Origin of the sequence: Pseudoalteromonas sp. BZK2, assembly GCF_014349195.1 — a bacterium.
Taxonomy (GTDB): Bacteria; Pseudomonadota; Gammaproteobacteria; order Enterobacterales; family Alteromonadaceae; genus Pseudoalteromonas; species Pseudoalteromonas simplex.
On record NZ_JACSOG010000021.1, the window covers coordinates 23,792 to 50,514 of the forward strand.

The following is a 26,723-nucleotide window of genomic DNA, read 5'->3' on the forward strand; positions in this document are numbered from 1 at the left end:
TTGTGATGATGTGCAGGCAATAAAAAAGCCCGCAAACTTTGGTTTGCGGGCTTTTTGCTGCTTAAACAATCGGTTTAAACTAATTCGCTTAAGATTGACTCTAGTTTCTCTTGGTCAATTGCGAACTGACGAATACCTTGGCTTAGCTTTTCAGTTGCCATGGCATCTTCATTCATTTCCCAGCGGAAAGCCTGCTCGGTCATGGCTGCTGGCGCGTCTGCTTTTTCTGTTGCTGGTAATAGCTTTTGAGTTAATGGTGCGTCAGTTGCAGCTAGTTCAGCAAGTAATTTAGGGCTGATAGTTAAACGGTCACAACCTGCTAGTTCTTGGATTTCACCGATGTTACGGAAGCTTGCGCCCATTACAATCGTGTCGTAGCCGTGCTTTTTGAAGTAGTTGTAGATATGCGTGACTGACTTAACGCCTGGATCGTTAGCGCCGTCGAAATCAGCGCTTGCATCTTGTGCTTTGTACCAGTCAAGAATACGACCAACGAATGGTGAAATTAGGTAAGCACCTACTTCGGCACAAGCGCGTGCTTGAGCAAATGCAAATACCAGCGTTAGGTTACAACGGATACCTTGCGCTTCAAGTACTTTAGCCGCTTGAATACCTTCCCATGTTGAAGCAATTTTGATTAACACGCGCAATGTGTCGATACCTTGCTCTTTATATAGAGCAACAAGCTCAAGTGCTTTATCAATGGTTGCTTGAGTATCAAATGATAAACGCGCATCCACTTCTGTTGAAACTAAACCCGGCACTTGCTCCATTAATTTAGAGCCAATTAATACCGCTAGCTTGTCAGCTGCTTTTGTTACAACTTCAGCTGCGTCACTGCTTTGTGCTTTTGCCCATGATACGGCTTCGGCAGCAAGTGGGCGATATTTCTCAATTTGAATCGCGTTTAAGATTAGTGATGGGTTCGTTGTTGCATCTTGCGGTTTATATTCGTTGATTGCTTCAAAATCACCCGTGTCAGCAACAACGGTTGTCACTGCTTTAAGTTGTTCTAATTGACTAGACATAGTTATCCCATTCTTATCATACAAAAGTTAATGTAGTGGCTTTAACCTATTATTTGTGCTGAAAAAACAATCTAATCTTCCAGAGAAACTGCGCAATAAATCGCCCGCCAGCAGCAAATAATCCTGTTAATAATATTTTTATAATACCTTTACAATCTGGTATTGTTGATATTATCATACAAATAAAGATAATGACTAACAATGTTAGTAAGCAATTAGTGAAAGGTAATTATGTCTCGTTATACGTTGGGATTAGACTACGGGTCAGACTCGGTAAGAGCATTACTCGTTGATGTTGCGACTGGTGAAGAACTTGCCAGCCATTTAGTAAACTATCCGCGCTGGGCACAAGGTTTATATTGTGACCCAAGTAAAGATCAGTTTCGTCAGCATCCACAAGATTATATTGATAGCCTTGTAGAAGTAGTTAATGGTCTTTGGTCACAAGTTCCAGCAGGTACTGCAGACAAAGTAGTGGGTATGAGCTTTGATACGACAGGCTCAACACCTGTAGCAATTAATAGCCAAGGTACACCACTGGCATTAACTGAAGAATTTGCAGAAAACCCAAATGCGATGTTCATTTTGTGGAAAGACCACACGTCTATTAAAGAAGCAAATAAAATCACTGCAGCTGCAACTAACAACGATGTGAACTACCTTTCACATATGGGCGGTATCTACTCTTCTGAGTGGTACTGGGCCAAAGCATTACATATATTCCGCGTTGATAGCAGTGTTAAAGCAGCCACTTATTCATGGGTTGAGCACTGCGATTGGATGACCGCGCTAATGTGCGGCACAACACACCCTGAAGCATTAAAGTTAGGTCGTTGTGCAACGGGCCACAAACAAATGTGGAACGAGCAGTGGGGCGGTTTCCCACCAAACAGTTTCTTCAGCAATATCGATCCACTATTAGATGGTGTTGTTGATACGTTAAATGCAACGACAGAGCCAAGCGACCAAGTTGCTGGCAACTTAACTGCAGAGTGGGCCGAGAAGCTAGGTTTACCACAAGGTATCGTAATTGGTTACGGTGCATTTGACTGTCACATGGGCGCAGTAGCAGCCAATGTTCGCCCTGGTGTTCTAACCAAAGTAATGGGTACTTCAACCTGTGACATCACAGTAACGTCTAAAGAACAACTAGGTGATACTTGCGTTAAAGGTATTTGTGGTCAAGTTGATGGCTCAGTGATCCCTGGAATGGTTGGCTTAGAAGCCGGTCAATCTGCGTTTGGTGATTTATACGCATGGTTCAAAAACCTAGTACTTTGGCCAACTCGCCAACTTACAAATCTATCTGACGCTGAACAAGCGTTAGTTAACAAGCTAGAAGATTCAATCTTAGTTGATCTATCAAAAGCGGCGGCAGCACTGCCTGTAACAAGCAACGATGTAACTGCGCTTGATTGGGTAAATGGTCGTCGTACGCCAGATGCTGACCAAAGCGTTGCCATGGCATTAACAGGCTTAAAAATGGGCACTGATGCACCTAAGTTCTTCAAAGCGCTTGTTGAAGCAACAGCCTTTGGCGCACGTGCTATCACTGAGCGTTTCCGTAGCGAAGGCGTGCCAATCGAGTCAGTGGTTGTTATCGGCGGTATTTCTAAAAAATCAGACTACGTAATGCAAACTTGTGCTGATGTTTGGAACTGTCCAATCGACGTTTTAGAAAGTGAGCAAAGCTGTGCATTGGGTGCGGCAATTATGGCTGCGGTTGCTGCGGGTGAGCACGCAACAGTAGCAGATGCTCAAAAAGTTATGGCGTCGTCTGTATGTCATCAGTATTTACCAAACCCTGAGCGCGTTGCTGTGTATGACGAGCTTTATGCCAACTACCAAGCACTTGCAAGCTATGTAAACGGAGACAAAGCATGAGTTTTACAGAACTAAAACGTGAAGTCTATGAAGCGAACATGGAGCTTAAGCGTCGTGGCTTAGTAATTTATACCTTTGGTAACGTATCGCAAATCGACCGCGACAAAGGCGTTATTGCGATTAAACCAAGTGGTGTATCGTACGACCAAATGAAAGCCGACGACATGGTGATCGTCGACCTTGAAAACAACATTGTTGAAGGGTCTATGCGTCCGTCTTCTGACACTAAAACGCATGTTCATTTATATCGCCACTTCGATGCAATTGGCGGTGTAACACACACGCATTCGACCTATGCAACCGCATGGGCGCAAGCAAAACAAAGCATTCCTTGCCTTGGCACAACTCACGCTGACTATGTACACGGTGATATCACCTGTACTCGTGAGCTAACCGATGAGCAAGTGAATGGCGATTATGAATTAGAAACCGGTATTCAAATTACTGATGCGTATCAAGACCGCGATCCGAAAGCTGCACCTATGGTGATTGTTGCGGGTCATGCGCCTTTCACGTGGGGTAAAGATGCCGCTCAGTCTGTATACCATGCCGCGCTACTCGAAGAGATTGCACGCATGGCGTATTTAACACGCACTTTAGATCCACACGCAGCTGAACTTAAAAAAGCAGTGATGGATAAACATTATCTACGTAAGCACGGTAAAAACGCGTATTACGGTCAGAGCAAATAGCAAGAATTTAGAGGATTATTAACATGACGACGATGACGAAAGAAGTCTGGTTTGTTACCGGCTCACAACATCTTTATGGTCCTAAGGTGTTAGAAACGGTTGCCAAAGACAGCGAAGCAATTGTAGCGGGCTTAAACAGCGAAGCGAACCTACCAGTAAACTTGGTATGTAAGCCTACCGTTAAGTCACCTGAAGAAATTCACGCTGTTTGCCAAGCGGCAAATACGGATCCTAACTGTGTTGGTTTAGTATTATGGATGCACACTTTCTCACCTGCGAAAATGTGGATTGCTGGCCTAAGCGAATTACGTAAGCCTTGGTTACACCTTCATACTCAGTTCAATGCAGCCCTTCCTTGGTCTGACATCAACATGAACTACATGAATACGCACCAAAGTGCACACGGTGACCGTGAGTTCGGTTTCATCGGTACTGTAATGCGTAAAGAGCGTAAAGTGGTTGCAGGTCACTGGCAACGTGCTGACGTACAACAGCAGTTAGATGACTGGTGTCGTGCGGCAAAAGGTTGGGCAGAAAGCCAAACACTTAAAGTTGCGCGTTTTGGCGACAACATGCGTCAAGTTGCAGTTACTGAAGGTAACAAGGTTTCAGCGCAAATTACTTTTGGTTATGAAGTACACGCGTTTGGTGTCGCTGAGCTTGTAAAAGTGGTTGATACAATCACAGAAGACGAAATCGATGCACAGTTAGAGCTATATAAGCAAGACTACGTAATTGCTGACGAAACTCTACAAGACGATTACGCAGTGAAAATGCTACGTAACGAAGCACGTTTAGAGCTTGGTATGGAGCGTTTCTTAGAGAAAGGCGGCTTTAAAGCATTCACAAACTGTTTTGAAGACTTATCAGGTCTTTCTGGTCTTCCGGGTCTTGCTACACAGCGCCTAATGTCGAAAGGCTATGGTTACGGTGGTGAGGGTGACTGGAAAACAGCTGCTATGGTTCGCATCATGAAAGTAATGGGTGAAGGCCGTGACGGCGGTTGTTCATTCATGGAAGATTACACTTACAACATGGGTGAGACTGACCAAGTACTTGGCGCGCACATGTTAGAAGTGTGTCCTTCAATTGCAGCGCAAAAACCACGTCTTGAAGTTCACCAGCACACTATTGGTGTGAAATGTGATGTAGGTCGTTTATTGTTTACTGCAAAACCAGGTGCTGCAATCAACGTATCACCAATTGATATGGGTAACCGTTTCCGTATTCTAATTAACGAAGTAGACACAGTGGCTCCGCCAGCTGATTTACCTCACTTACCTGTTGCTTCAGCGCTTTGGGAACCAAAACCAAATCTATCTGTAGCATCAGCTGCATGGATCCACGCCGGTGGTGCACACCACACTGCATACAGCCAAGCAGTAACAACCGATATGATTATCGATTTTGCTGAAATGGCTGGCGTTGAAACGATGATCATCGATAACGATACGACGATCCGTGGTTTCAAAACAGAGCTTCGTCATAACGCAGCTTACTACATGCTAAAACGTGGCCTGTAAGAATTAGTACTCTATGTACTAGAACGTGCTGTGTGTGAGCACGTTCACCCCAAATTTTGTTGTCGATTAAGCCAGTGATGAGCCACGCTCTTCGCTGGCTTATGCTATTGTGAAGCGAAACTTTTTAGGAGTAGATATGATCGATTTAAGCGCCTACCAAGGCATTATTTTTGATATGGATGGCACCTTGATTGACTCAATGGGCAGTCACTTACAGGCATGGCAAAAAGCTTGCGAAGCCTATGGCTACCCATTCGATTACGACTATATGTACAGCTTAGGTGGCATTCCGACCGTTAAAACAATTGAAATGCTTAACGAAAAATTTGGTTTAGAACACGACCCTCTAGTTGTGGCAAAAGATAAACACCAGTTTTGGGTTGATTTACAGCACCAACCACTGGTGATTGACGAAACCGTCGCAGTACTTGAAAAGTACCATGGTGTATTGCCAATGGGCGTGGGCACGGGGGCTGATCGCGAACATGCAATTGATCATCTAACAGATACGAATTTAATTAATAAAATTGGTGCCTTAGTGACTGCCAGTGATGTTAGTAAAGGTAAGCCGAACCCAGAAACATTCTTAAAAGTGGCAGCGCTTTTAGGTGTTGAACCAAGTCAATGTGTGGTGTTTGAAGACACGCAAATTGGCTACCAAGCCGCCAAAAGTGCGGGGATGGATTGCATCATGGTGAAAGACGGCAAAATCCAACTTTAGCGATTAAATTTGCAATGACACCTGTATTTGTATTATAAAACTATAAATACAATTACAAAAAGGTTATTCATATGTCATTGCAATGTGTTTTCCAAGGTTTAAAAACAACTCATCAAACAGCCAGTTCGAACACGAAAAAGTCGCGCGGGCTTTATGCATTGTTGGTGACATGTGGGATTGCCCTTACACCAGCGTGTGCTCATCAAGGAGACAATATGACGACTTCCCCTTCAGCATCAATGACGGCCTATGGCGTACTTGCTGATCAGACCCCAGTTAATCAAGTAACGTTGACTAACAGCAATGGTATTAGCGTTGATGTAATTAACTACGGCGGCATTATCACGCGTATTGAAACGCCAGATGCAAAAGGCGAAATGGGTAATATTGTACTGGGTTTAGATAACCTAGAAGCATACACAAAGGCGACAACTTACTACGGTGCAATCATCGGTCGTTTTGGTAACCGTATCGCAAACGGTAAATTCACCTTAAACGGCACTGAATACCAATTAGCAACCAACGACGGTGACAACCACTTACATGGTGGTGTGCAAGGTTTCGACAAAAAAGTGTGGAACATGACACCTTTCACGACGCAAAACAGCGCTGGCGTTACTTTAAGTTTAGTGAGCCCTGATGGTGACCAAGGTTACCCGGGTGAAGTGACCACAGAAGTGACTTACACGCTAACGAACAACAACACGCTAGATATGCAGTTTATTGCTACAACAAGCAAGCCTACCATAATCAATATGACGCAACACAGCTACTTCAACCTAGCGGGTAAAGGCGACATTCTTGATCACCAAATGCAAATTAACGCAAAAGCAATTACCCCTGTCGATGGCGGCTTGATCCCAACTGGTGAGTTGATGGATGTGGCTGGCACACCGTTTGACTTCCGTACTGCTAAAGCAATCGGTCAAGATATCAAAGCAAGCAACGAACAACTGAAACTTGGTAAAGGTTATGATCATAACTTTGTGCTTAAAGACACGCCAAGCAATGAGCTTGTAGAAGCTGCGACGGTTTACGAAGCAAACTCAGGCCGTACGTTAACAGTTTACACAGAAGAGCCTGCAGTACAGTTTTATTCAGGTAACTTCTTAGATGGTAGTACTCAGCAAGCGTCTGGCTTAGTGCATAATTTCAGAAGTGGTTTTTGTTTAGAGCCACAGCATTTCCCTGATGCACCTAATCAGCCAACGTTCCCAAGCACAACATTACTGCCAGGTGACGTGTATTCAACACGCATCGTGTACGAATTTGGTACAAAATAAAGGAACACAATCGTGAAAACAACAAAGCTTAAAAGCGCAATGCAAAAGGCTGGCTTAGCCAGCGTATTTGCCTTGTCGTTTGGCGCTCTGACGGGCTGTCAGACTACGGCTGAAGACAACACAGCCAAAGCAGATATCGCAGCCACAGCAAAAGCGCCAATCCAAGATAATGGTATTTTTACTAATCCTCTTTTCCCAAATGGCGCCGATCCATGGCTTGAGTATTGGGATGGTAACTATTACCTAACTACAACAACATGGACTTCTGAGTTAGTGATGCGTAAATCACCAACATTAGCGGGCCTTGCTGATGCAACACCTATCAATGTTTGGTCTGATGCAAACCCTGAGCGTTGCTGTAACTTCTGGGCGTTTGAATTCCATCGTCTAAAAGGGCCAAACGGCTACCGTTGGTACATGATGTACACAGCCGGTACTGATGGCACTTTAGATAACCAACACTTAAACGTACTAGAAAGTGCCGGTGACGATCCTATGGGTCCATACGAATACAAGGGCGCATTAATGCCTAACGTATGGAACATCGACGGTAACTACCTAACGTACAAAGATAAGTTGTATGTGATCTACTCACAATGGCAGGGTGATCAGCAATTAAACATTATTGCTGAAATGGAAAACCCATGGACTCTGAAGAAGAACTCACCGCATACGGTGATCACGCGTCCTGAGTTAGATTGGGAAATCAGTGGTCGCAAAGTAACTGAAGGCGCTGAAATTTTACAGCACAATGGCCGTACGTTTATGACGTACTCAGCGAGCTTCTGTAATACTCCTGATTACAAACTAGGTATGCTTGAGCTTGTTGGTGACGATCCGCTTAAAGCGAGCAGCTGGAAAAAATACGACAAACCAGTATTTGAGCGTACAGAAGAAGTGTTTGGCCCAGGTCACAACGGCTTTTTCACATCGCCAGACGGCACAGAAGATTGGTTAGTTTATCACGGTAATGATTCGGTAGAGCACGGTTGTAGTGCGACTCGTTCGTTACGTGCGCAAAAATTCACTTGGAACGACGATGGCGCACCAAGCTTTGGTAAACCATTAACACCAGGCGTTGAAGTAGCTCCGCCATCAGGTGAATACGGCCCACTGGTAACGCGAGTGCAAGGTCAACGTTACCAATTAGTGAATGCAACAAGCGGTTTATGTTTAGACATTGCAGCTGATCCACAAGATGCACGTGCAGTTCAACGTCAGTGTGCAAGCACCAATGGTCAATGGGTTATTGATGCAACAACAGATGGTTTTGTTCGTTTAGCTAACCGTGAAGACAGCAAGTTCTTAGAGCTTGAAAGCTGTAATGACGCAGATAACGCTAAAGTACAATCTGCAGCATGGCGTAATAACTTCTGCCAGCAATGGAAAGTAGCACCAAGTACAGATGGTAATGTCTCTATTACCAACCGTTACACAGGCAAGCCATTAGCGGTTGCTGGTTGTTCTGCCGCACAAAACCAAGCGGTTTTACAGCAAAGCGACGCAACAGCGTGTGGCGACTGGCAATTACGCCCTATGGGCAGTGTTGTAGTATTAAGCCAACAAAGTGGTAAAGCACTTAGTGTGGCTGGTACGGTTAAAGCGGGTACCAATGTTGAGCAACAAGCTTACACGCATAAAGATGCACAGCAATGGTTCTTCACACCAACAGATACAGGCTATGTAAGCCTTAAACAAAGCGCTGACAGCGATTTCTGTGCTGCGGTGGCTGATAACGCCTTAGTACCCGGTGCCAACGTAGAGATGGCTTCTTGTGCGGCGAAAACAGCACAGTGGCGCATTGCTCCAGTAGAAGGTGGTGGTGTGATGCTCATCAACCGCTACACAAAACAAGCGCTTGGTTTAAGTAACTGTGGTTTAGCTGAAAACACTAACTTCGCACAACAACCTGATTTAGGTAACAAGTGCCAAGTGTTCCATCTGCGTGAACCAAATTAAGTTATAAGTAAAAAATCGACTCAACCAAAGCCACTTCATTTATGAGTGGCTTTTTTGTGGCTGTCAGCCTTCAGCTGTCAGTTTTTAGCTGAGCGGTGGGGTATGTTGGTGATATGTTTGTCTGCTCGTAGGGTATTGCTTTCATGACGTGCCAAGCAAGCGTGACGCCTACCATATTACTCGCCCTACTCATTCTTCGGGTAGGTTGGTTTGAGCGAAGCGAAACCCAACATAATCCATCTCAACCTTTACAAACTCCTAATTAATAAAATAACCTAAAGGTTGCCACTGGCCATTATTTTTACTCAAACTGATTGTTTCCATGGCACTGTCTTGATTAATGAATTCGGTTTTAAATTTAATAACTAAATACTCGCCATCAGGTAATCCCGAAAGTGATGAATACTCTGAAGTGGAAAAGTAAGTTCTAGACATCACTCTACCAAGAGGAACTCGCGCGTAATCTAATGCTTTAAGCCATTTTGTTTGTGGAGTCTTTGCTTTAAATTGTGGATCAGTTTGTTCCCAGCTTTTTATATATTCAGCATTGTCCACTAAAGTTAACCATGATCTTGCGGTAAGAATTGGGTTTGTTTCATCGGCTGTGGCAAAAAAGCACATCCAAAGACATGTCATTAATAAAAACCTTTGTAGCGTAAATCCATTTACAGAAAGTAATAAAATTTGACGCATAACACGCCCTCACTTCGTTGATAGGGGGAGTCCATAGTACGATTGAGTTGGCTAATTTCTATACTAATAAAGTATTGCTCAGCGGGGTTTTGATAAGGTTAAGCTTTGATTTAATTCTAGGAGAGCTTTAATTTCGAACTTATTAGAAGGTTAAATCTTTTGTTTTCTTAATGTTATGGCTTTGATTTTAAAGTTAAATGTTTAACTTTTCTCTATTGTGGTAGTGTGCCTGGATGACAGATGAGATAACTGATTTTAGCCGCAAAGGAAGTTTCGTATTTCCGCACTCGATATTTCAGAGCCCGCATATTCACTGGGTTTTGACTCGCTTTTGGGTGTTATATGAGGAGTGAGCAAGGGGAAAGTTGCAAGAGCAAATCTTGAGACTTAAAGCTCAAAGCCTTCATCAAACTAACACACTCATTAGCACTCCGGGATCGCTAATACCAGCTTCTTTTAGCGCATCGCTAATTGATTGGCTAAGAGACATTATTTGCGTTTGGATTTCCATAACCATCTTGGTCTGTGTTTCAACTTGCACTTTTACAGTTTCATCTTCTTGGTTTTTGAGTGCTTGCAGTTTGGCTAATTGCTCTTTGGCAAGTTCGAGTTGTTCTTTGAGCTTTTCAAGTTGTTCAACCATTTTGCGAATATGTGCGGGGAGTTCGCTAGATACTTCTTCTTTTTGAGCGGGCTCTACTTCACGACCAGAGAGCTTATTCATTTCTTGGTTGCTGAGTTTGTAGCCTACTTTTGAGTTGGTATTACTGCTTGCTGTATCTGCGTTTGAGTTAGTTAACGCACTTGCTAATGAGTTAATAGCCATAATGAGAGCGATGAAAGTGAATGATATGTATGTATCGGCAAAAGGTACTAAAGCTTTAGAAAAAAGCCGGGTTTTCACCCGGCCTTTCCAGACAACAAATAGTTGAGGTGAGGCAGCTCACCTCACTTTGTTACTCTTGTGCAGCAGCTGCATCAAAGAGTGCTTTTATTTCTTCAGCGCTAATCGCACCGTTGAAAATTTTCAGTTCATCGATAGCACCGTGGTATGGCGTATCCCAGTAGTTAACACCTAGAGCAAACTCATTTGTTTCACCAGGAACCGTGAATACACGTGGGAAGCCATCGGTTTCTAGCTGTAGTTCACCATTAACATACATCTTCAGTACATCACCGTTCGTACCATCAACAGTGAATGCAACATGTGTCCATTCTTTTGCTGGAATACGGCTATCTAGTTCTGCATTATCGAAGAAGGCACCGTTATTTGCCCATAAACGCGTTAGCGCTGAGCCTGCCATCGATGGTACATAACTTAACCATGCGTTTGCACTTGCGCCGGCAAAGAACGCTGTTGTGTAATCTGTGAAGCTTTCTGGTTTAAGCCACATAGATACAGAGTAGTCATTAGTCGTGATTAGGTTATCCGGTAAACGAACACCTGAACCTTCTAGGAATACTGCTTGACCAATTACACCGTCAACATAGCTTACGCTACCGCCTGTATTATTGATGAAACCACCCGTTGATTTACCCGCTGCATACGCACCGTTTAATGCAGTTAGGTCACCTTCGAAGCTGTATTCAGCAGGTGCAAGTGATTTTAAGGTTACATCGAATGACTTAGTATCCGTAAAGTCTTTGTACTTAATGGTTGCAGTTAATGTTACAACTTGGTCGCCAGCAGATGCGCTAGGTTGTGTAACAACAGCTGTGCCATTAACCGGTTTTAAGTACTCTTCGTTGTTTGACGTCCAGCTAATACCAGATACAAATGGACCTACTCGTGGTAATTCAAAGCTATCACGTACTGCAGAAACATCACCTAAATCAAGCGCATCAGTAATGAAGCTCTCGAATTTAGTTGGATCTGTCAGGTTATTGATAGCCGCACCATTAATATCTAGGCCGTTTAGCGCGTAGTCATAGACGATAAACTCATCAATTTGACCTTGGAAAGGTAAGTCCCAACCGTAGTTCACACCCAGCGCAAAGTTACCTGTTTGTGTGCTAAAAAAATCAGGGCGAGGCATAGTACCAGAAAGGACACCATCACGATAAAGTGTTGCTGTGCCATTAGCATAAGTGATGGCAATATGATTCCAATCCATTACCGCTGGTGAGTCAGAGATGATTTGGTTCCACATATCTGTGCCATCATCAGCTAAATAGCGGCTCCAAAGCATTGGTGTTGTTGTAAAGTGTGTACTACCTGGGATCAAGCTCATCCAACGTGCATCAGACGTTGATGCGAAGAATGTAGGCGTGAAGTTAGTCAGTACTATTGGCTTAAACCAGTACGAAATAGTGTACTCATCACCTGTTACTAACTCATCAGGTAAACGTACGCCCGTTGCACCGTCAAAGTTAAATGCTTTACCTGTTTTACCTTCTGCGTATGCAGCTGTACCAGCACCCACATTTAATAGGTTGTTATCTGTTACACCCGCATCATCCAGGTTACCTAAACCATCACTGAGTGAGTCTTCAAATGCATAGTGTGCAATCGCATTTTTAAATTCTGGGCGCGCTTCTAGGTTTACATTAAATGTTTTGGTTGTGCTCTCGCCGTTTAAAGAGATATTAGCCGTTAAAGTAACCGCTTTATCACCGCGATCTGGGGTTGGAATGAATACTGAGCCTTCACTGGTGATGTAGTATTCATCACTACTTTCCCAGTTAATTGCAGCACCGTCTTTACCTTTGGTTGGTAATGAGTAGCCTTCGTCAGCGATTGATAATTCAGTTTTGATATCAAGTGCTTCTTGAACAGTGCCCAGAACGTTTGCTGTATCTGTGATTTCATCTCGTTTACTTGCCCAAATGGTAGCGCCTTCGCTTGATGTAGCTGATACAGTAACAGCCATTGCTTTAGTTGCATCATCCCATTGCCATTTAGCCACGCCAAAGTAAGTACCTGAATCTAACTCAAGTTTAATATTTGAGTCATCAATCATGTACCAGATGCCTGGATCATCACCGGTTACTGAGTGATCTTCATTTAGTGCAATATGCATTGAACGAATAGCATCTGTATTTACATCGTTACCATGGTTGATAAATTTGTAATAACCATAAAGTTCATCCGCCACAACCATGTTGTCGCCTTCAAGCGGCACATAGCGCTGCGGTGAAGCCATAGGCCAACCTAATGAGTTTATAAACATTTCATGTACGCGAACTTGGTGCGCTTCTGAAATGGTTGGGAACTCAGTCGATGTTTGCGGGAAGCGCGTATGCGTAACTAAGATATGACGACCTGTCGCTTCATCGTAGTAAGCTGAGTTATGACCTGGTGATTGGTAGCCCCATGCTGGTGCTGTTTCGCCAAGTTCTTGCGTGTACTCAAAGCCGCCCATTAGTTTTTCACCAACTTCTAAGCCGCCCAATGTTGAAATATCGTTGCCTGCGTTATCTAGGTAAGGACCATCTGGTGTTTTAGAACGAGCAACACGAATGTTGTAACCATCATTTAGCGCAAAACCAGCTACTGAGTAGAATAAGTAGTAGTATTCACTTTCTGGGCTGTACATAACAAATGCACCTTCCATTGCACGGAAGTCGCCGCCTACTAGCTTTTTACCATAGCCTTGGCCAGCTTCTGGCATACCCGTTTCTTCGTCCATTGCTAGCACGAAAATACCGCCAGAGTATGAACCGTAAACCATCCAAAGTTTGCCGTCAGCATCATAGAATGCCGCTGGATCGATTGCGTTAGGATCAACGGCACCATTCCATGTTGTTTGGCCGTTATCAAGTGGGTAAGCTGTAAATTCAGCTTCTGAGCGATAACCACTGCGTAAGAAAATACCTTTGTTTTTATATGGGCCTTCAATATTGTCAGCTTCAGCTAAACCAAGGTAAGAGCGGTTCCAGCATACTTCATCAACCACATCTGCGGTATCTGGGTTGTCTTGTGCACAATGGTTATAGTAGAACCAAAATTTACCATTTGGTGCTTTGATTACATCGGCAGCCCAGTTTCCTGTGAAGCCGTCTGTCCACTCAATACCTTCGGCAATTTCACCTGTGTAGTTGTAATCGAATAATGGGCTTTCATTAACGGCTGCGTTAGCTGAAAGGCTCGAAATCATTTCCCAGTTCAAGAGATCAGTTGATTTAGCGGCAGCAAGGTGTGAACCAAAAATATAATAAGTGTCGTCAACTTTAACGACAGAAGGATCGTGCACGCTTACATTGGTAACCATTACGCTACCTGATTCAGTGTATTCAACACTGCTGCTTACTGTCGGTTTTGCACTTTGCGGGTCGGCAACCGCTGGTGCTGTGTCAAGCTTAGTACCATCTTCTTTGCCACAACCTGTAACAGCCAAAGAGCAGGCTATGACCATGGCTAATTTATTTAATTTCATTTTATGTGTCCTCTTGAAACTGGGATTCATTTTTTTATTCGATTGTTGTCAATAAAATTGCCGCGTGCCTATATCAAACTAATAAGAACGTAGTATTGTAATTTTATAGTATGATTTAAAATGTGCAAATACTTTTGCAAAGGTAATTGGTATGTAAACATGAAGTATCAGTGTTTACAATATGTACAGTGTGATTTTAATTTTCTCAAGTTGTCATTTTTGGCGTTTTTTTCGGTATTTTTGCGCTATTAGGGAAGTTTTTTACTTATCTGAAAGAGAGGATTTTCCGTTAAATTTGTTTATTTGTATTACATTTAAACATTAAAAAGGGCTCTTAAAGAGCCCTTTTTGATATTACTTGTCTTGTTTACTTAGACCTTCAGTGGTCATGATAATACGTTTAAGTGTGCCATCTTCGTTGTAGTAAAGTGGCTCAATCGCCACTGAGCGACGAAAACGCCCGCCACTTGGTTTGCCATCAATCGGTGGTACAGCACCAGTATGGTAAATAAAGTAGTCTTTACCTTTGTACTCGATGATTGATTGGTGGTTGGTTTCGCTGTTACCTGCGATTTCATTCAAAATACCTTTATATTCCCACGGCCCATGAATGCTTTTACTCATGGCATAACAGATCTTCTCAGGGAACTCACATGCGTACGATACATAGTAGTTGTCGTTTTTCTTATGAACCCATAACGCTTCGGTAAAGTTTGGTAAATCTAGCGTTTTAATTTCACCATCAAGAGACAGTAAGTCGTCGCTTAGCTTTACGTATTTTGGCATTAGGTTACCAAAGAACATGTAAGTATCGCCGTTTTCTTCTGTATAAATAGCAGGGTCGATGTCGTCCCAATCATTTGGCGTATGCTTGGTCATATCATCGGTAACCAATGCATGGCCAATCGCGTCTTTAAATGGACCTGTTGGTGATTTAGACGTCGCAACACCAATTGCAAAACCTGGTTTTGTGTCGTTGTGACGAACGGTTGTAAAGAAATAGAAAGTGCCATCACGCTCAATCATGTGTGAAGCCCATGCTTCGCCCTTAGCCCATTTAAAGTCGGTTGCTTTCATGATTGGGCCGTGTTTTTTCCAGTTCACCATGTCTGTTGATGAAAAGACTAACCAGTCGTGCATTTCAAAAAACACATCATTATTAGGTGCTTCATCATGACCTGTATAAAGGTATACGGTGTCATTGTGAACAAGTGCTGCTGGATCTGCAGTAAATACATCGGTGAATAATGGGTTTTGTGCAACGGCTAAGCTGCTCGAAAAAAGCAATGGCAGCGCTAACGCTTTCAATTTCTTCATGAGTGTCCTCTGTGACTAATAATTGTTGTTCGAACTGCAGCTTTTGTACTTAGAGCTCGCTCTGAATGACCAGATAATACACAGTGTATGCCTGATTATACTGAGTAACTGATTGTTTACATCGAAACAAACCAGTAAAAGTGCAGCAAAAAATAACTCTATATTGTATTATTGTATTTTTATCATAGTAGCACCAAAAAACGCCAGGTAAATAACTTGTTAGCCCTTTTTTGTTGCTCTGGATGAACAAAAGACAAATAAAACAAGCAAACAAATAAACGCTAAGTGACTGATAATAATGGGTCTACATAAATTCCCAAGATAAAAACGCAGCCCTTTTTTAGTTTGTAACGTGTTATAATTACAACGTTTTTTGTAAACACTATGGCACTAATTTTAATTTGGCTTTTTGAGTTGACTGTTAAATAATCATACAATATGATTAAAGTTCAGGCAGCAATGTATTAACATAATAAATGTAGACACACTCGCGCACCGTTTTGACAACACACGATGCACAATGCAGTGGTCACTCTTCGGTAACTGAATGGGGAAAGTTCAGCGGACCGATATAACTATAATTTGGAGAACACCGCTTATGTTTAAAAGAACACACATAGCCAGTGCTGTAGTTATGGCATTTACCTGTCAATTTGCTTTTGCACAGGAGGAAGCACCAAACACTCCTGAGAATAACGTCGATGAGATGGAAGTTATTCAAGTATCAGGTATTCGCGGCAGTTTAAACAAAGCGCTAGATGAAAAACGTGCAAGCGTTCAAATCGTGGATGCAATTGTTGCTGAAGATATTGGTAAATTCCCTGATAACAACGTAGTTGAAGCACTACAACGTGTGACAGGTGTACAAACAACAGGCCGTGGTGCTGGTGAAGTAAGTGCGGTTTCAATCCGTGGTCTTACTGATGTTAATACCACAGTGAATGGCCGTGCTATCTTTACAGGTGCGGGTCGTGATGTGGCGCTGCAAGACATACCTGCAAGTTTACTTTCGGGTGTAACAGTTTATAAAACCCGTTCGGCGGATCAAATTGAACGTGGTATCGCAGGTGCGATCGATATCAAAACCCACCGTCCTTTCAACTTCGAAGGTGAAAAAGTTGTTTTAGCGGCACGTGCGATTTACTCAGATCAACCAGATGAAGTTGATCCAAATATCAGTGCGTTACTTTCTAACCGTTGGGAAATCGACGGCGCTGGTGAGTTTGGCGCACTTTTCAATATTTCTTATGCTGAAACACATTACCGCGATGACACCATCACAGCGGGTGCAGCGTTCCCATTCTTTACTGATAAACCACAGTACAACTACTCACCGTACTCACGTGTACCAAATGAATTTTGGACTCAAGGTACTGAGTTAGGTCTACCGACTGCGGCAGGTTCTACTTTAGACGTAAATGGTGAGCCAACTGAATACTTACTTGCACGTGATGCTATTTTTGGTACTTCATTCACTGGTCTTCGTAAGCGTCCAGCTGCGTCTGTCTCTTTACAGTGGGCACCTAATGAAACACTCGAAATCACAGCTGAAGGTTTCTACACAGGTTACGAAAACGAATCGCAAAACGCGATGTGGTTCTCAAATACATTCGAAAACGGTAACGGCTTCATCGAAACACCAACGGTGTTTGATGGCACTAACGTAGTTAAAGAAAAGCAAGCGATTGGTGCTGGCGGTTTCCAAAGTGGTGACTTTTCATATGGTAAAACAGATAGCTACTTATATGCATTAGGTGCCGAGTGGCAAGCAAGCGATTACCTAACCATCAACACAGAAGTTGTTTACCAAGACAGTGAGTACGAAACAGATTTCTTCGCAATGCGTTTTGACCGCACTGCATATGGCTTAGATGTAGACTTTAACGATAAAGACGGCGTACCAGGTATTGCGTTTTGGGATGATCCAAACACAGCGGTAAACGAAGCAGATATGGCTGCTATCGAAAACTGGAATGCAGGTACTGTTTATGACAATGGCGGCGGTAACGCGGGTGACGCATTAACTTTCACATTTGATGCTGAATACCTAATTGGTGGTACTTATTTTGATAAAGTGAAGTTCGGCGGTCGTTACGAAAAACGAACTGCGCAAGAGTACACGCGTGGTCAAGAGGCTGGTATTGCTAACACCTCTGTGGCTAGCTTAATTGAACAGCTAGCAGCGGCGGGTGCATCTGGCGATGGTACAGGCATTGTGTTCCAAGTTGATGACTATTTCGATGGCCGTGCTGATGTATTCAATAGCTTTGTAACTGCTGACGGTGGCTACATGCTAGATAACGGCGATGCTGTCCGTAGCGTATATGGCCTTGAAGCTGAAGACGTATACAAAACATTTGATATCGAAGAAAACTCGTACGCGCTATATGCAACAACTAACTTTTTCTTAACGGAAGATATCAGCGGTGAGTTTGGTTTACGTTATGTAAGCTATGAGCAAGACATGGACTTTGTTGCTGAGTCTGGCGGTATGAACTCAAATGTATTTGAAGAAAGCTCAGCAAGTGCTGATAGCAGCGCATTACTACCAAGCTTAGTACTAAACTGGAACATCACTGATGATGTAGTGGGCCGTGTCGCGTACACAGAAACACTACGTATGCCTAACTTTGCTGACTTAAACGCGCTGCAATACTGGTATGATCCTTTAACAGAAGGTGCTACCTACGGTACAGGTAATGGTGGTAACCCAGATCTTAAACCAACAGAATCAAAGAACTATGATGTATCACTTGAATGGTACTTCGCAGATACAAGCTCACTTTACGCTGCTTACTTTTACCGTGAAATTGAAGGCTTAGTTGTTGCGGGTCGTAAGCAAGTTGTGCGCGAAGGCGATGATGGCGTAACACGCCCATATGTATTAAGTGCACCCGTGAATGCTTCAAACGGTGAACTGTCTGGTTTAGAAGTTGGTTTAGTTTACTTCCCAGAAAACTTACCAGAGTACTTAAATGGTTTTGGTGTGCAAGCAAGCTACACGATGCTTGACTCAGAGCAAGATACACCTGAATTCAATGAGCTAGGTGAAATCTCTGGGTATGTTGATTCGCAAATGGCCGGTGTTTCTGATGAATCGTACAGCATCGTAGGTATCTACGAGCGTGATTCATTCGATATGCGTTTATCATATGTATGGCGTTCTGAGTTCTACACAGGTAACGAAGCGGCAATCTTTGCTAACCCAATTCAGTTCTGGAATCGTCCTGAGCAAAGCTTAGATTTCCAATTTAGCTACAATGTGAATGATGACTTTGTCGTAACCTTTGATGCAACGAACATCCTAGATGACGTATATCAAAGCTACTACGGTGAAGGTAACGACAACCTATTTAACTTTGGTAACGGTATCTACTCACGTACATTCGCACTAGGCGCACGTTATTCTTTCTAAATTTCTTTTATAGACCTAAAAACCCCGGCTTTGCTGGGGTTTTTTATTGGTTTTTATAAACCAAACCATCGGTCGAAAAGAGTTGCGATTTGATAAGTATGATAATACTATTAATTGGATTAGCATTAAATTTACAAAAATAACGAACGCAATGGCCAAGCTGTGTAATATCTAAGGCTGTAAATTTATTTGATACGCAGTGTTGAAAACTTTTTAGCATTGCTTGAAATAGTGAGCGGCGGCTCATTATTGACCAATTAGGGTGTTGTTGTATGGAATCTCAAAAGTTATCCGTTGTAGAAAAGGTCGGCTTTGGTGCCGGCGACATGGCAGTAAATGTCATGGTTGCAGCGTTATTCTATTTTATGTCTTTCTTTTACACCGATATCTACGGGCTTGATCCGGTTGATATGGGTGTGTTGTTTTTAGTGGCGCGTTTTGTTGATGCCTTTACCGACCCTTTAATGGGGGTGATCACCGATAAAGTGAAAACCCGTTGGGGTCAGTTCCGTCACTGGTTCTTATTTTTATCTGTGCCATATGGTTTGTCGGTCGTACTGTTATTTACCACGCCTGATTTCGACTACAACATGAAGTTAGCTTGGGCTTATGCCACATACTTGTTTGCGACCTTGATGTTTACCGGTGTTGCTATCCCTTATATCTCTTACATTGGTGTATTAACTGCCGATCCTAAAGAGCGTTTGTCAGCTAATGGCTACCGTATGTTCTTCGCTAAGATTGCCAATGTGGTGATCGTATTTTCAGTACCGCTGCTTGCCTCATATTGGGGAGATGGCAGCTTGTCGTATGGTTATAAACTGGCAATGGCATTAGTATCGGCTTGTGCCGTAGCACTATTTTTGTTTTGCTTTTTTACTACTCGCGAACGTATTACCCATGAGCCACAAACCGAAGGTGTACTTACACAATTAAAAGTACTTATTAAAAACGACCAATGGTTACTCCTGTGTGCAGCATGTGTGCTTGGTACGCTTGGCTATGCGATTCGTGGCAGTGTTGCTATGTATTACGCAACCTATTACTTAGGTGTACCAGATTTAGCGGGTGCCTTTACCAGTGCGGGTATTGCAGCATCTATTGTCTCTATGGTGGCAAGTACGTGGATCACCCAGCGTTACTGTAAAATGAAGCTATTCCGTCAATCACAAATCGCCGTGCTATTCATCTCATTGCTAATGTATTTTGTGGTGCAACCGGGTGATGTAATGATGGCGTTTGTGCTTTATATCATCTTGTCATTTGTTGTTGATTTACATGCACCAGTGTTCTGGTCTGCCATTGCTGAAGCTGTAGATTACGGTGAAATTAAAGACGGCGTTCGTGCATCGGGCCTATCATTTGGTGGTATTTCATTCTGCCAAAAAGCAGGGGGTGGCTTAGCTGGCTTAGCAGGTGGTTTATTACTGGCATTCTTTGAGTACAAGCCTAACGTTGAGCAAACTGAATTTACCCTTATGGGCTTAGCACTGATGCTAACTATCATTCCGGGTGTATTCCACGCCTTACTTGGTTTGATTTTGAAAAAATACAAAATTACCGATGAGTACTATACGGATATGGTTATTCATAAACGCCTACCAAAATAACCACCCTTTAAACGCACACACTAACTAAGTGTGTGCGTTTTGCTCTTTAAAATAACAATTCGCTGGGAGACAACAGTATGAACACATTCAAAGTTAGCTATTTAGCAAGCGTTTGCGCTGCAATTTTAACTGTGACCGGTTGCAGTGAGCTGCCAACAGACAGTAAACAAACTGCTGCTGTGGAGCATGCTGAACATACCAGCGAACAACATTTATTTGCCCTAAACCAAGTAAGTTTAAGCGCCAGCCCGTTTTTACATGCGCAGCAAACGAATGTGCGTTATTTATTAGCACTTCATCCTGATCAGCTGCTTGCTCCTTATCTGCGTGAAGCTGGCCTTGAGCCAAAAGCGCCTAACTATGGCAACTGGGAAAGCACAGGCCTTGATGGCCATATTGGCGGTCATTATCTTTCAGCCTTGAGCCTTGCATGGGCAGCCACAGGTGACGAAGAATTAAAGCAGCGTTTAGATTATATGCTGAGTGAGCTGGCTCGCGCCCAGCAAGCTACAGGTGGTTACTTAGGCGGTATCCCAAATGGCGATGAAATGTGGCAGCAGATTGAAAAGGGTGAAATCAAAGCCGACTTATTCAGTTTAAACGACCGCTGGGTACCGCTTTATAACATAGATAAAATTTTCCATGGCTTGCGTGATGCATACGACGTAGCCGGCAGTGATAAAGCCAAACAAATGCTATTTAAGCTAGGCGAATGGTTTTTAGCGACCACTGCCAAGCTAACTGATGAACAAGTTCAACAAATGCTGTATTCAGAGCATGGTGGCTTAAATGATGTTTTTGCTGATATGTACTTTATTAGTGATGATGAGCGCTACTTAAAACTAGCCCGTCAGTTCTCTCATAACATCATTATTGAACCCTTATTACACAAAGAAGATAAGTTAACGGGCCTGCATGCCAATACGCAAATTCCAAAAATTATTGGTATGTTGAAGGTCGCAAATGCCAGCGATGATAAAGCATGGCAGCAAGGTGCTGACTTTTTCTGGAAAACAGTCAGCCAAGAGCGCTCAGTATCAATTGGCGGTAACTCGGTACGTGAGCATTTTCATGATAAAAGTGACTTTACGCCGATGGTTGAAGATGTTGAAGGCCCAGAAACCTGCAACACTTACAACATGATGAAACTGAGTAAGTTATTATTCTTAAAAACCGGTGATACGCGTTATTTAGACTATTATGAGCGCGCCACATATAACCATATTTTATCTTCACAACACCCAGAGCATGGTGGTCTTGTTTACTTTACCTCAATGCGCCCTGGGCATTACCGCATGTATTCGTCAGTGCAAGATTCAATGTGGTGTTGTGTAGGCTCAGGTATTGAGAATCACAGCAAATATGGTGAGCTGATTTATAGTAATACCGGTAAAGAGCTATGGGTAAACTTGTTTATTCCAAGCACGTTAAACTGGCAACAGCAGGGCTTACAGATCACGCAAGACAGCCAATTCCCAGATGATAACAAGGTCTCACTGACCGTGAATCGTTTGTCTGAGGGGCAAAGCACTGAGCCGGTAATTCATATTCGTAAACCGTCTTGGCTGCAGGGTGAGCTGAGTTTTACTTTAAATGGACAAGCTGTAAGCGCAACCGAAAAAGACGGTTACTACAGCATCAGCCATGCATGGCAAAGTGGTGATAAGCTTGCTTTTGAACTTAGTCCTAAGCTTTATACTGAGCAGCTACCTGATGGTCAGCATTATTACTCTGTGATGTACGGGCCTGTTGTTATGGCTACCAAAGTACAAGCATTTGCAAATGAACAGCTTAACTTTGTTGCCGATAATAGCCGCATGGGCCACATCGCCGCGGGGCCGACTTGTCCGCCTGAAGCTCTGCCAATCATGCTGAGTGAGCCAGAAAAATTTATTGCTGATCTCACTCGTAAACCGGGCCAAGAGCTCGCATTTATCGCCGATAAAAATGTGGCGATTGCCAAGCAAGGTATCGATAACACAAAGAGCACAGAGCTAATTCCGTTCTTCCGCTTACACGATAGTCGCTATCAAGTGTATTGGCCGCAGCAAAGCGAAGCTGAGTTCACGCAATTTGTTGCCGATGCAAAAGCGGCTGAGCAAGCGAAAGAACAGCTTCGTTTATTAACCGTTGATCAAATTACACCGGGTGAGCAACAACCTGAAGTCGAACACGACTTTAAAGGTGAGGGAACCCGCGCAGGTGTTAATAATGGTCATCATTGGCGCGATGCGACAGGTTGGTTTGAGTATCAGCTTAGTAACCCAGAACAAAAAGCGGTCGCTTTGCGTATTCGCTATTTTATTGGCGATGTGAACCGTCATTTCTCAATTAATTTAAATGGTGAGCAATTAGCTGGAGTTAGTTTGCCTGTAGGTAAACCAACGGATGAGTTCTACACCATTGATTACCCATTAACAGAAGCAATGAAAAAGTCGAAAACGCTTACTTTACGTTTTGCTGCCGACAAAGACTCTGTTGCCGGTGGTATCTATGGTATTCGTTTAATCAACGCACAATAAAGAGTTGGCTATGTTAAGCAACAATGTGTTTGCGACGGCTAAAGAGCATGTTTTACCGTCGCTTTTAGATAACAGCGCTGAGCAACACAGTTTTTACCAAACACCGACAGGGCTTGGTTATCGAGTAATTGAGCAAGGTCAGGGAGATAAACCTAGTTGGGATGCCACGGTGATTGTACATCAACGGGTTACCCTTACAAATGGTCGGGTGTTATTTGATACTCGCAAGCAAGGCGCCGCTGTAGAGTACGAAATTGCAGAGGCGATAGTGGGCTTGCAAGAAGCATTACAACTAATGAATAAAGGCAGCCGCTTTGAAGTTTTAATCCCTGCACATCTGGCACGCGATGTGTACAGCGCATTTATTGAAGATAAGCATCAACAAGGTTGCCAAAGCCCCATGCTCGTTGATATTACCTTGGTTGATTTCGTATAGCTGGAATATTACTTCATGAAAGTGCTATCCCAAAAAGGATAGCACGCAATATCTTTCACTAAACCAGCTCTTAATGGGTTGGCAATTATATAACGTGCATTGCTGAGTAAGTCATCTTCATCTCTAATTTGATGATCATAAAACCCCTTTTGCCATAGCCTTTGTTGATTGAACTTCCTAAAAATGGACGCGGTTCGCCCTTTGAACCTTCGAACAAATTCACTTAATGAATACACATCAGATAATTGAATTAACCAGTGCATGTGGTTTGGCATCAACACGAAGGTATTTGAATTAATTAGGCCTTCAGTCTCAAGTTGCCGCATTTGATGGATAATCTGACGGTTAACGAAGAAGTTATTTAAATGATTTGCTCGGTTGTGGCAAACAAACGTTAGCGCATAATAATGATTTGCTACAGAAACTCTGCCTTTTCTGAGTAAGTATGATTTGTTCATCGGCTTTCCTTAGCTTTGATAAATCAATTTATAAAGCGTAGCAGCGATTTTATATCGCGTATATTTGTTTCTTTTGTTGAGGTTTAACGTTGGGTTCGACGCGCGGGTCAACGCGGGGTAAACCCGCTGCTACAAGGGTCGTAGCAGCGATTTTATATCGCGTATATTTGTTTCTTTTTGTTGAGGTTTAACGTTGGGTTTGACGCGGGGTTCAACGCGGGGTAAACCCGCTGCTACAGGAGTCGTAGCAGCGATTTTATATCGCGTATATTTGTTTCATTTGTTGAGGTTTAACGTTGGGTTCGATGCGTGGGGGCAACATGGGGTAAACCCGCTGCTACAGGGGGCGTAGCAGCGATTTTATATCGCGTATATTTGTTTCTTTTGTTGAGGTTTAACGTTGGGTTCGACGCGGGGTTCAACGCGGGGTAAACCCGCTGCTACAAGGGTCGTAGCAGCGATTTTATATCGCGTATATTTGTTTCTTTTTGTTGAGGTTTAACGTTGGGTTCGACGCGGGGTTCAACGCGGGGTAAACCCGCTGCTACAAGGGGCGTAGCAGCGATTTTATATCGCGTTTGTTTGTCGTTTTTGATAGTACGGGTCAACGCAGGGTAGACCCGTTTCTACAGGTTTGAATAATTACTTTTTCAGCTTGGTTTTAAGCTTATTTAGGTCGGCTGGGTTAACAACCGGCCAATCGTTTTTCCAACTCATAGGTAAAATACGTAGCTTTTGCACGCCGTTATCGGCTGTTTCGTAGGCGTGTAATACTAAATAGTCTTTGCCATCAAAGGTGTACGCAGCATTATGACCAAGGGCTGCCCAATCTTTATTACCTTCAATAACTAAACTACCACCGCCATCAACCATAGAGCGACCTTGTTGATCTAAGTATGGGCCTTCGATGTTTTTACTGCGGCCTACGCGCACGTTGTAAGTACTCTCTACGCCACGGCAGCATTTATCAAACGAAACAAACAGGTAGTAATAGCCATTCTTTTTAAAGATATAAGGGGCTTCAATTGGGCCATGTTCCGTGTTTGGGCGACTCGCAATGTGATGCCATTTTTCAGGTTTTGCTAAGCGCACCATGTCATCATCAAGTTGTACTAGTTTAAGGCCGCCCCAGAACGAACCAAAGCTCATCCACGGTGTACCATTGTCATCTTCGATAATGGCAGGGTCGATAGCGTTCCAATCGTCACGCTCAGGCACAGATTCAACCACTATGCCGTAGTCAATCCACTTGTAATCAGGTGATGATGGGTCAAGGGTTTCATTAACCGTTACACCAATTGCTGAGGTGTTTTTGCCAAATGCAGAGACTGAGTAATAAAGATAAAACTTACCGTTTTTCTCGTACACATCGGGTGCCCATAAGTGGCCATCAAAACTTGGTGAAATACGCTTTGCCCAACTTGGCTCATCTTTAAAAACGCGGCCGGTAAGTTTCCAGTTGGTTAAATCTTTCGATTCATAATAGGTAATGCCTGGGCCTGTGCTAAATACATAGTACGTGTCGCCCTCTTTGGTCATTACCGGGTCGTGAACTTCAACTTGCTTTGCAGATACGGCTGCGGCAGAAAAAAGTAGCCCTGTTGAAAGCCACTTCATTGCGTGTGTCACCTTACTTACGGGTCTCATGCTTGAATACCTTTTGTTGTTTTAACTCTTGTGTTCATTCAGCTACTATATAATATGTAATACAATATTAACAATAAAATCGAGACGAAATACAGGACACATTATGCTCAAAAAATTATCTCGGCTAACGCTTCTTAGTGCGTTAAGCGCCTCGCCATTGTCAGCCTTTGCTGATGCTAATAGTAGCAAGACTTTAGCGCCAATTGATAACCCCATTGTACTCAAACGTGCTGATCCTTGGTTAGTTCGCGATGATAAAAGTGGCTGTTACACGTTTATAGGTAGTTCGCCGAAATTTGATGAAATTGAACTACGCCAAGCTTGTCGTTTAAACGATTTAAAATTAGCTGAGCCGAAGGTTATTTGGCAAAAGCGCGATAAAGGCCCAATGAGTGTCAACATTTGGGCCCCTGAGCTACATCAGATTGATGGCAGTTGGTATATCTATTTCGCCGCAGGTGATATCGAAAAACCGTTTAGTATTCGTATGTATGCACTTAAAAACGACAGTGCTAATCCGATGCAAGGTGAGTGGCAAGAAATGGGGCAAGTAACTAGCCACCTTGATAGTTTTTCGCTTGATGCCACAAGTTTTACGCACAAGGGGAAGCGTTACATGATTTGGGCGCAGCAGAACCAGCCTGCAACTTATAACTCAGCTTTATGGTTAGCTGAAATGGACTCACCAACATCAATTAAAGAACCCATTATCGCGATTACTGAGCCAACCCTTGATTGGGAAGTGCAAGGCTACAAGGTGAACGAAGGTGCTGCAGTCATTACCCATGGCGATAAAATATTTGTCACTTATTCAGCCAGTGCCACCGATCATCGATATGCGATGGGCTTGCTATGGGCTGATGTGAATGCTGATTTACTTGATCCTGCTAGTTGGCATAAAAAGGCTGAGCCGGTGTTCACCACCAATGCTGAGCTAGGTCGTTTTGGCCCTGGGCATAACAGTTTTGTAAAAGCTGAAGATGGTGTAACCGATTTAATGATTTATCACAGTCGTGACTATAAAGAGTTGAAAGGCACACCGCTTACAGACCCAAATCGCCATGCGCGAGCACGCATTATTACGTGGGATAAAAACGGTTTTCCAGTGTTTTCACCAGAACTCGCTGATTAAAAAATGGCGCCAATTGGCGCCCTACAA

General features: G+C 43.2%; 18 protein-coding genes. 11 read left to right on the forward strand and 7 right to left on the reverse strand.

Annotated elements, in window-relative coordinates; genetic code table 11:
- Positions 1–74 precede the first annotated feature (74 nt).
- The gene (tal, locus tag BIZ38_RS13640; RefSeq protein WP_187490513.1) at positions 75–1,028 is read right to left on the reverse strand and encodes a transaldolase; all 954 of its coding nucleotides are present in this window, start codon (positions 1,026–1,028) and stop codon (positions 75–77) included.
- Positions 1,029–1,259: 231 nt separating this feature from the next.
- Between tal and BIZ38_RS13645 the strand changes: the two genes are divergently transcribed.
- The 6 genes from BIZ38_RS13645 to BIZ38_RS13670 all read left to right on the forward strand — a co-directional run bounded on the left by BIZ38_RS13645 (position 1,260) and on the right by BIZ38_RS13670 (position 9,090).
- Positions 1,260–2,912: a ribulokinase gene (locus BIZ38_RS13645; RefSeq protein ID WP_187490514.1), complete on the forward strand. Its 1,653-nt coding sequence runs from the start codon at positions 1,260–1,262 to the stop codon at positions 2,910–2,912.
- On the forward strand, positions 2,909–3,604 hold the full coding sequence (locus tag BIZ38_RS13650; protein ID WP_166341265.1) for an L-ribulose-5-phosphate 4-epimerase: 696 nt from the start codon (positions 2,909–2,911) through the stop codon (positions 3,602–3,604). The genes BIZ38_RS13645 and BIZ38_RS13650 overlap by 4 nt, the downstream gene beginning before the upstream one ends.
- Positions 3,605–3,627: 23 nt before the next feature.
- Positions 3,628–5,127: an L-arabinose isomerase gene (gene araA, locus BIZ38_RS13655; protein ID WP_166341263.1), complete on the forward strand. Its 1,500-nt coding sequence runs from the start codon at positions 3,628–3,630 to the stop codon at positions 5,125–5,127.
- A gap of 136 nt (positions 5,128–5,263) precedes the next feature.
- Positions 5,264–5,848: an HAD family hydrolase gene (locus BIZ38_RS13660; protein ID WP_187490515.1), complete on the forward strand. Its 585-nt coding sequence runs from the start codon at positions 5,264–5,266 to the stop codon at positions 5,846–5,848.
- A gap of 71 nt (positions 5,849–5,919) precedes the next feature.
- The gene (locus tag BIZ38_RS13665; RefSeq protein ID WP_063700834.1) at positions 5,920–7,131 is read left to right on the forward strand and encodes an aldose epimerase family protein; all 1,212 of its coding nucleotides are present in this window, start codon (positions 5,920–5,922) and stop codon (positions 7,129–7,131) included.
- 12 nt (positions 7,132–7,143) lie between these two features.
- Complete coding sequence (locus BIZ38_RS13670; RefSeq protein ID WP_316247583.1) at positions 7,144–9,090, forward strand: RICIN domain-containing protein; 1,947 nt, start codon at positions 7,144–7,146, stop codon at positions 9,088–9,090.
- A gap of 258 nt (positions 9,091–9,348) precedes the next feature.
- Here the strand turns inward: BIZ38_RS13670 and BIZ38_RS13675 are convergent, their stop codons facing one another.
- The 4 genes from BIZ38_RS13675 to BIZ38_RS13690 form a co-directional block, all read right to left on the reverse strand.
- Positions 9,349–9,783 (reverse strand): DUF4019 domain-containing protein, encoded by a 435-nt coding sequence (locus BIZ38_RS13675; RefSeq protein ID WP_082389222.1) that lies wholly within the window; start codon positions 9,781–9,783, stop codon positions 9,349–9,351.
- A gap of 406 nt (positions 9,784–10,189) precedes the next feature.
- The gene (locus BIZ38_RS13680; protein WP_235372522.1) at positions 10,190–10,687 is read right to left on the reverse strand and encodes a hypothetical protein; all 498 of its coding nucleotides are present in this window, start codon (positions 10,685–10,687) and stop codon (positions 10,190–10,192) included.
- Between the two features lie 52 nt (positions 10,688–10,739).
- Positions 10,740–14,159, reverse strand: a complete 3,420-nt coding sequence (locus BIZ38_RS13685; RefSeq protein ID WP_187490516.1) for a LamG-like jellyroll fold domain-containing protein — start codon at positions 14,157–14,159, stop codon at positions 10,740–10,742.
- A gap of 354 nt (positions 14,160–14,513) precedes the next feature.
- The gene (locus BIZ38_RS13690) at positions 14,514–15,476 is read right to left on the reverse strand and encodes a glycoside hydrolase family 43 protein (protein ID WP_138599117.1); all 963 of its coding nucleotides are present in this window, start codon (positions 15,474–15,476) and stop codon (positions 14,514–14,516) included.
- A 598-nt stretch (positions 15,477–16,074) separates the two neighbouring features.
- On the opposite strand from BIZ38_RS13690, the gene BIZ38_RS13695 reads away from it, so the two are divergent.
- From BIZ38_RS13695 to BIZ38_RS13710, 4 genes are all read left to right on the forward strand, one after another.
- The gene (locus BIZ38_RS13695) at positions 16,075–18,891 is read left to right on the forward strand and encodes a TonB-dependent receptor (RefSeq protein ID WP_187490517.1); all 2,817 of its coding nucleotides are present in this window, start codon (positions 16,075–16,077) and stop codon (positions 18,889–18,891) included.
- Between the two features lie 272 nt (positions 18,892–19,163).
- Entirely contained in the window at positions 19,164–20,501 is a 1,338-nt protein-coding gene (locus BIZ38_RS13700) for an MFS transporter (RefSeq protein WP_054552279.1), read from the forward strand.
- Positions 20,502–20,578: 77 nt separating this feature from the next.
- Positions 20,579–23,023, forward strand: coding sequence for a glycoside hydrolase family 127 protein (locus tag BIZ38_RS13705; RefSeq protein ID WP_187490518.1), 2,445 nt, complete (start codon positions 20,579–20,581; stop codon positions 23,021–23,023).
- A 10-nt stretch (positions 23,024–23,033) separates the two neighbouring features.
- Positions 23,034–23,459, forward strand: a complete 426-nt coding sequence (locus tag BIZ38_RS13710) for an FKBP-type peptidyl-prolyl cis-trans isomerase (protein ID WP_187490519.1) — start codon at positions 23,034–23,036, stop codon at positions 23,457–23,459.
- Positions 23,460–23,467: 8 nt separating this feature from the next.
- Here BIZ38_RS13710 and BIZ38_RS13715 read toward each other — a convergent pair whose 3' ends face one another.
- Both BIZ38_RS13715 and BIZ38_RS13720 read right to left on the reverse strand, forming a co-directional pair.
- On the reverse strand, positions 23,468–23,917 hold the full coding sequence (locus BIZ38_RS13715; RefSeq protein ID WP_187490520.1) for an REP-associated tyrosine transposase: 450 nt from the start codon (positions 23,915–23,917) through the stop codon (positions 23,468–23,470).
- A 642-nt stretch (positions 23,918–24,559) separates the two neighbouring features.
- Entirely contained in the window at positions 24,560–25,564 is a 1,005-nt protein-coding gene (locus BIZ38_RS13720; RefSeq protein WP_105173865.1) for an arabinan endo-1,5-alpha-L-arabinosidase, read from the reverse strand.
- A gap of 103 nt (positions 25,565–25,667) precedes the next feature.
- Here BIZ38_RS13720 and BIZ38_RS13725 point away from each other — a divergent pair, with 103 nt between their 5' ends.
- Complete coding sequence (locus BIZ38_RS13725; protein WP_187490521.1) at positions 25,668–26,696, forward strand: family 43 glycosylhydrolase; 1,029 nt, start codon at positions 25,668–25,670, stop codon at positions 26,694–26,696.
- The last annotated feature ends 27 nt before the right edge of the window (positions 26,697–26,723 follow it).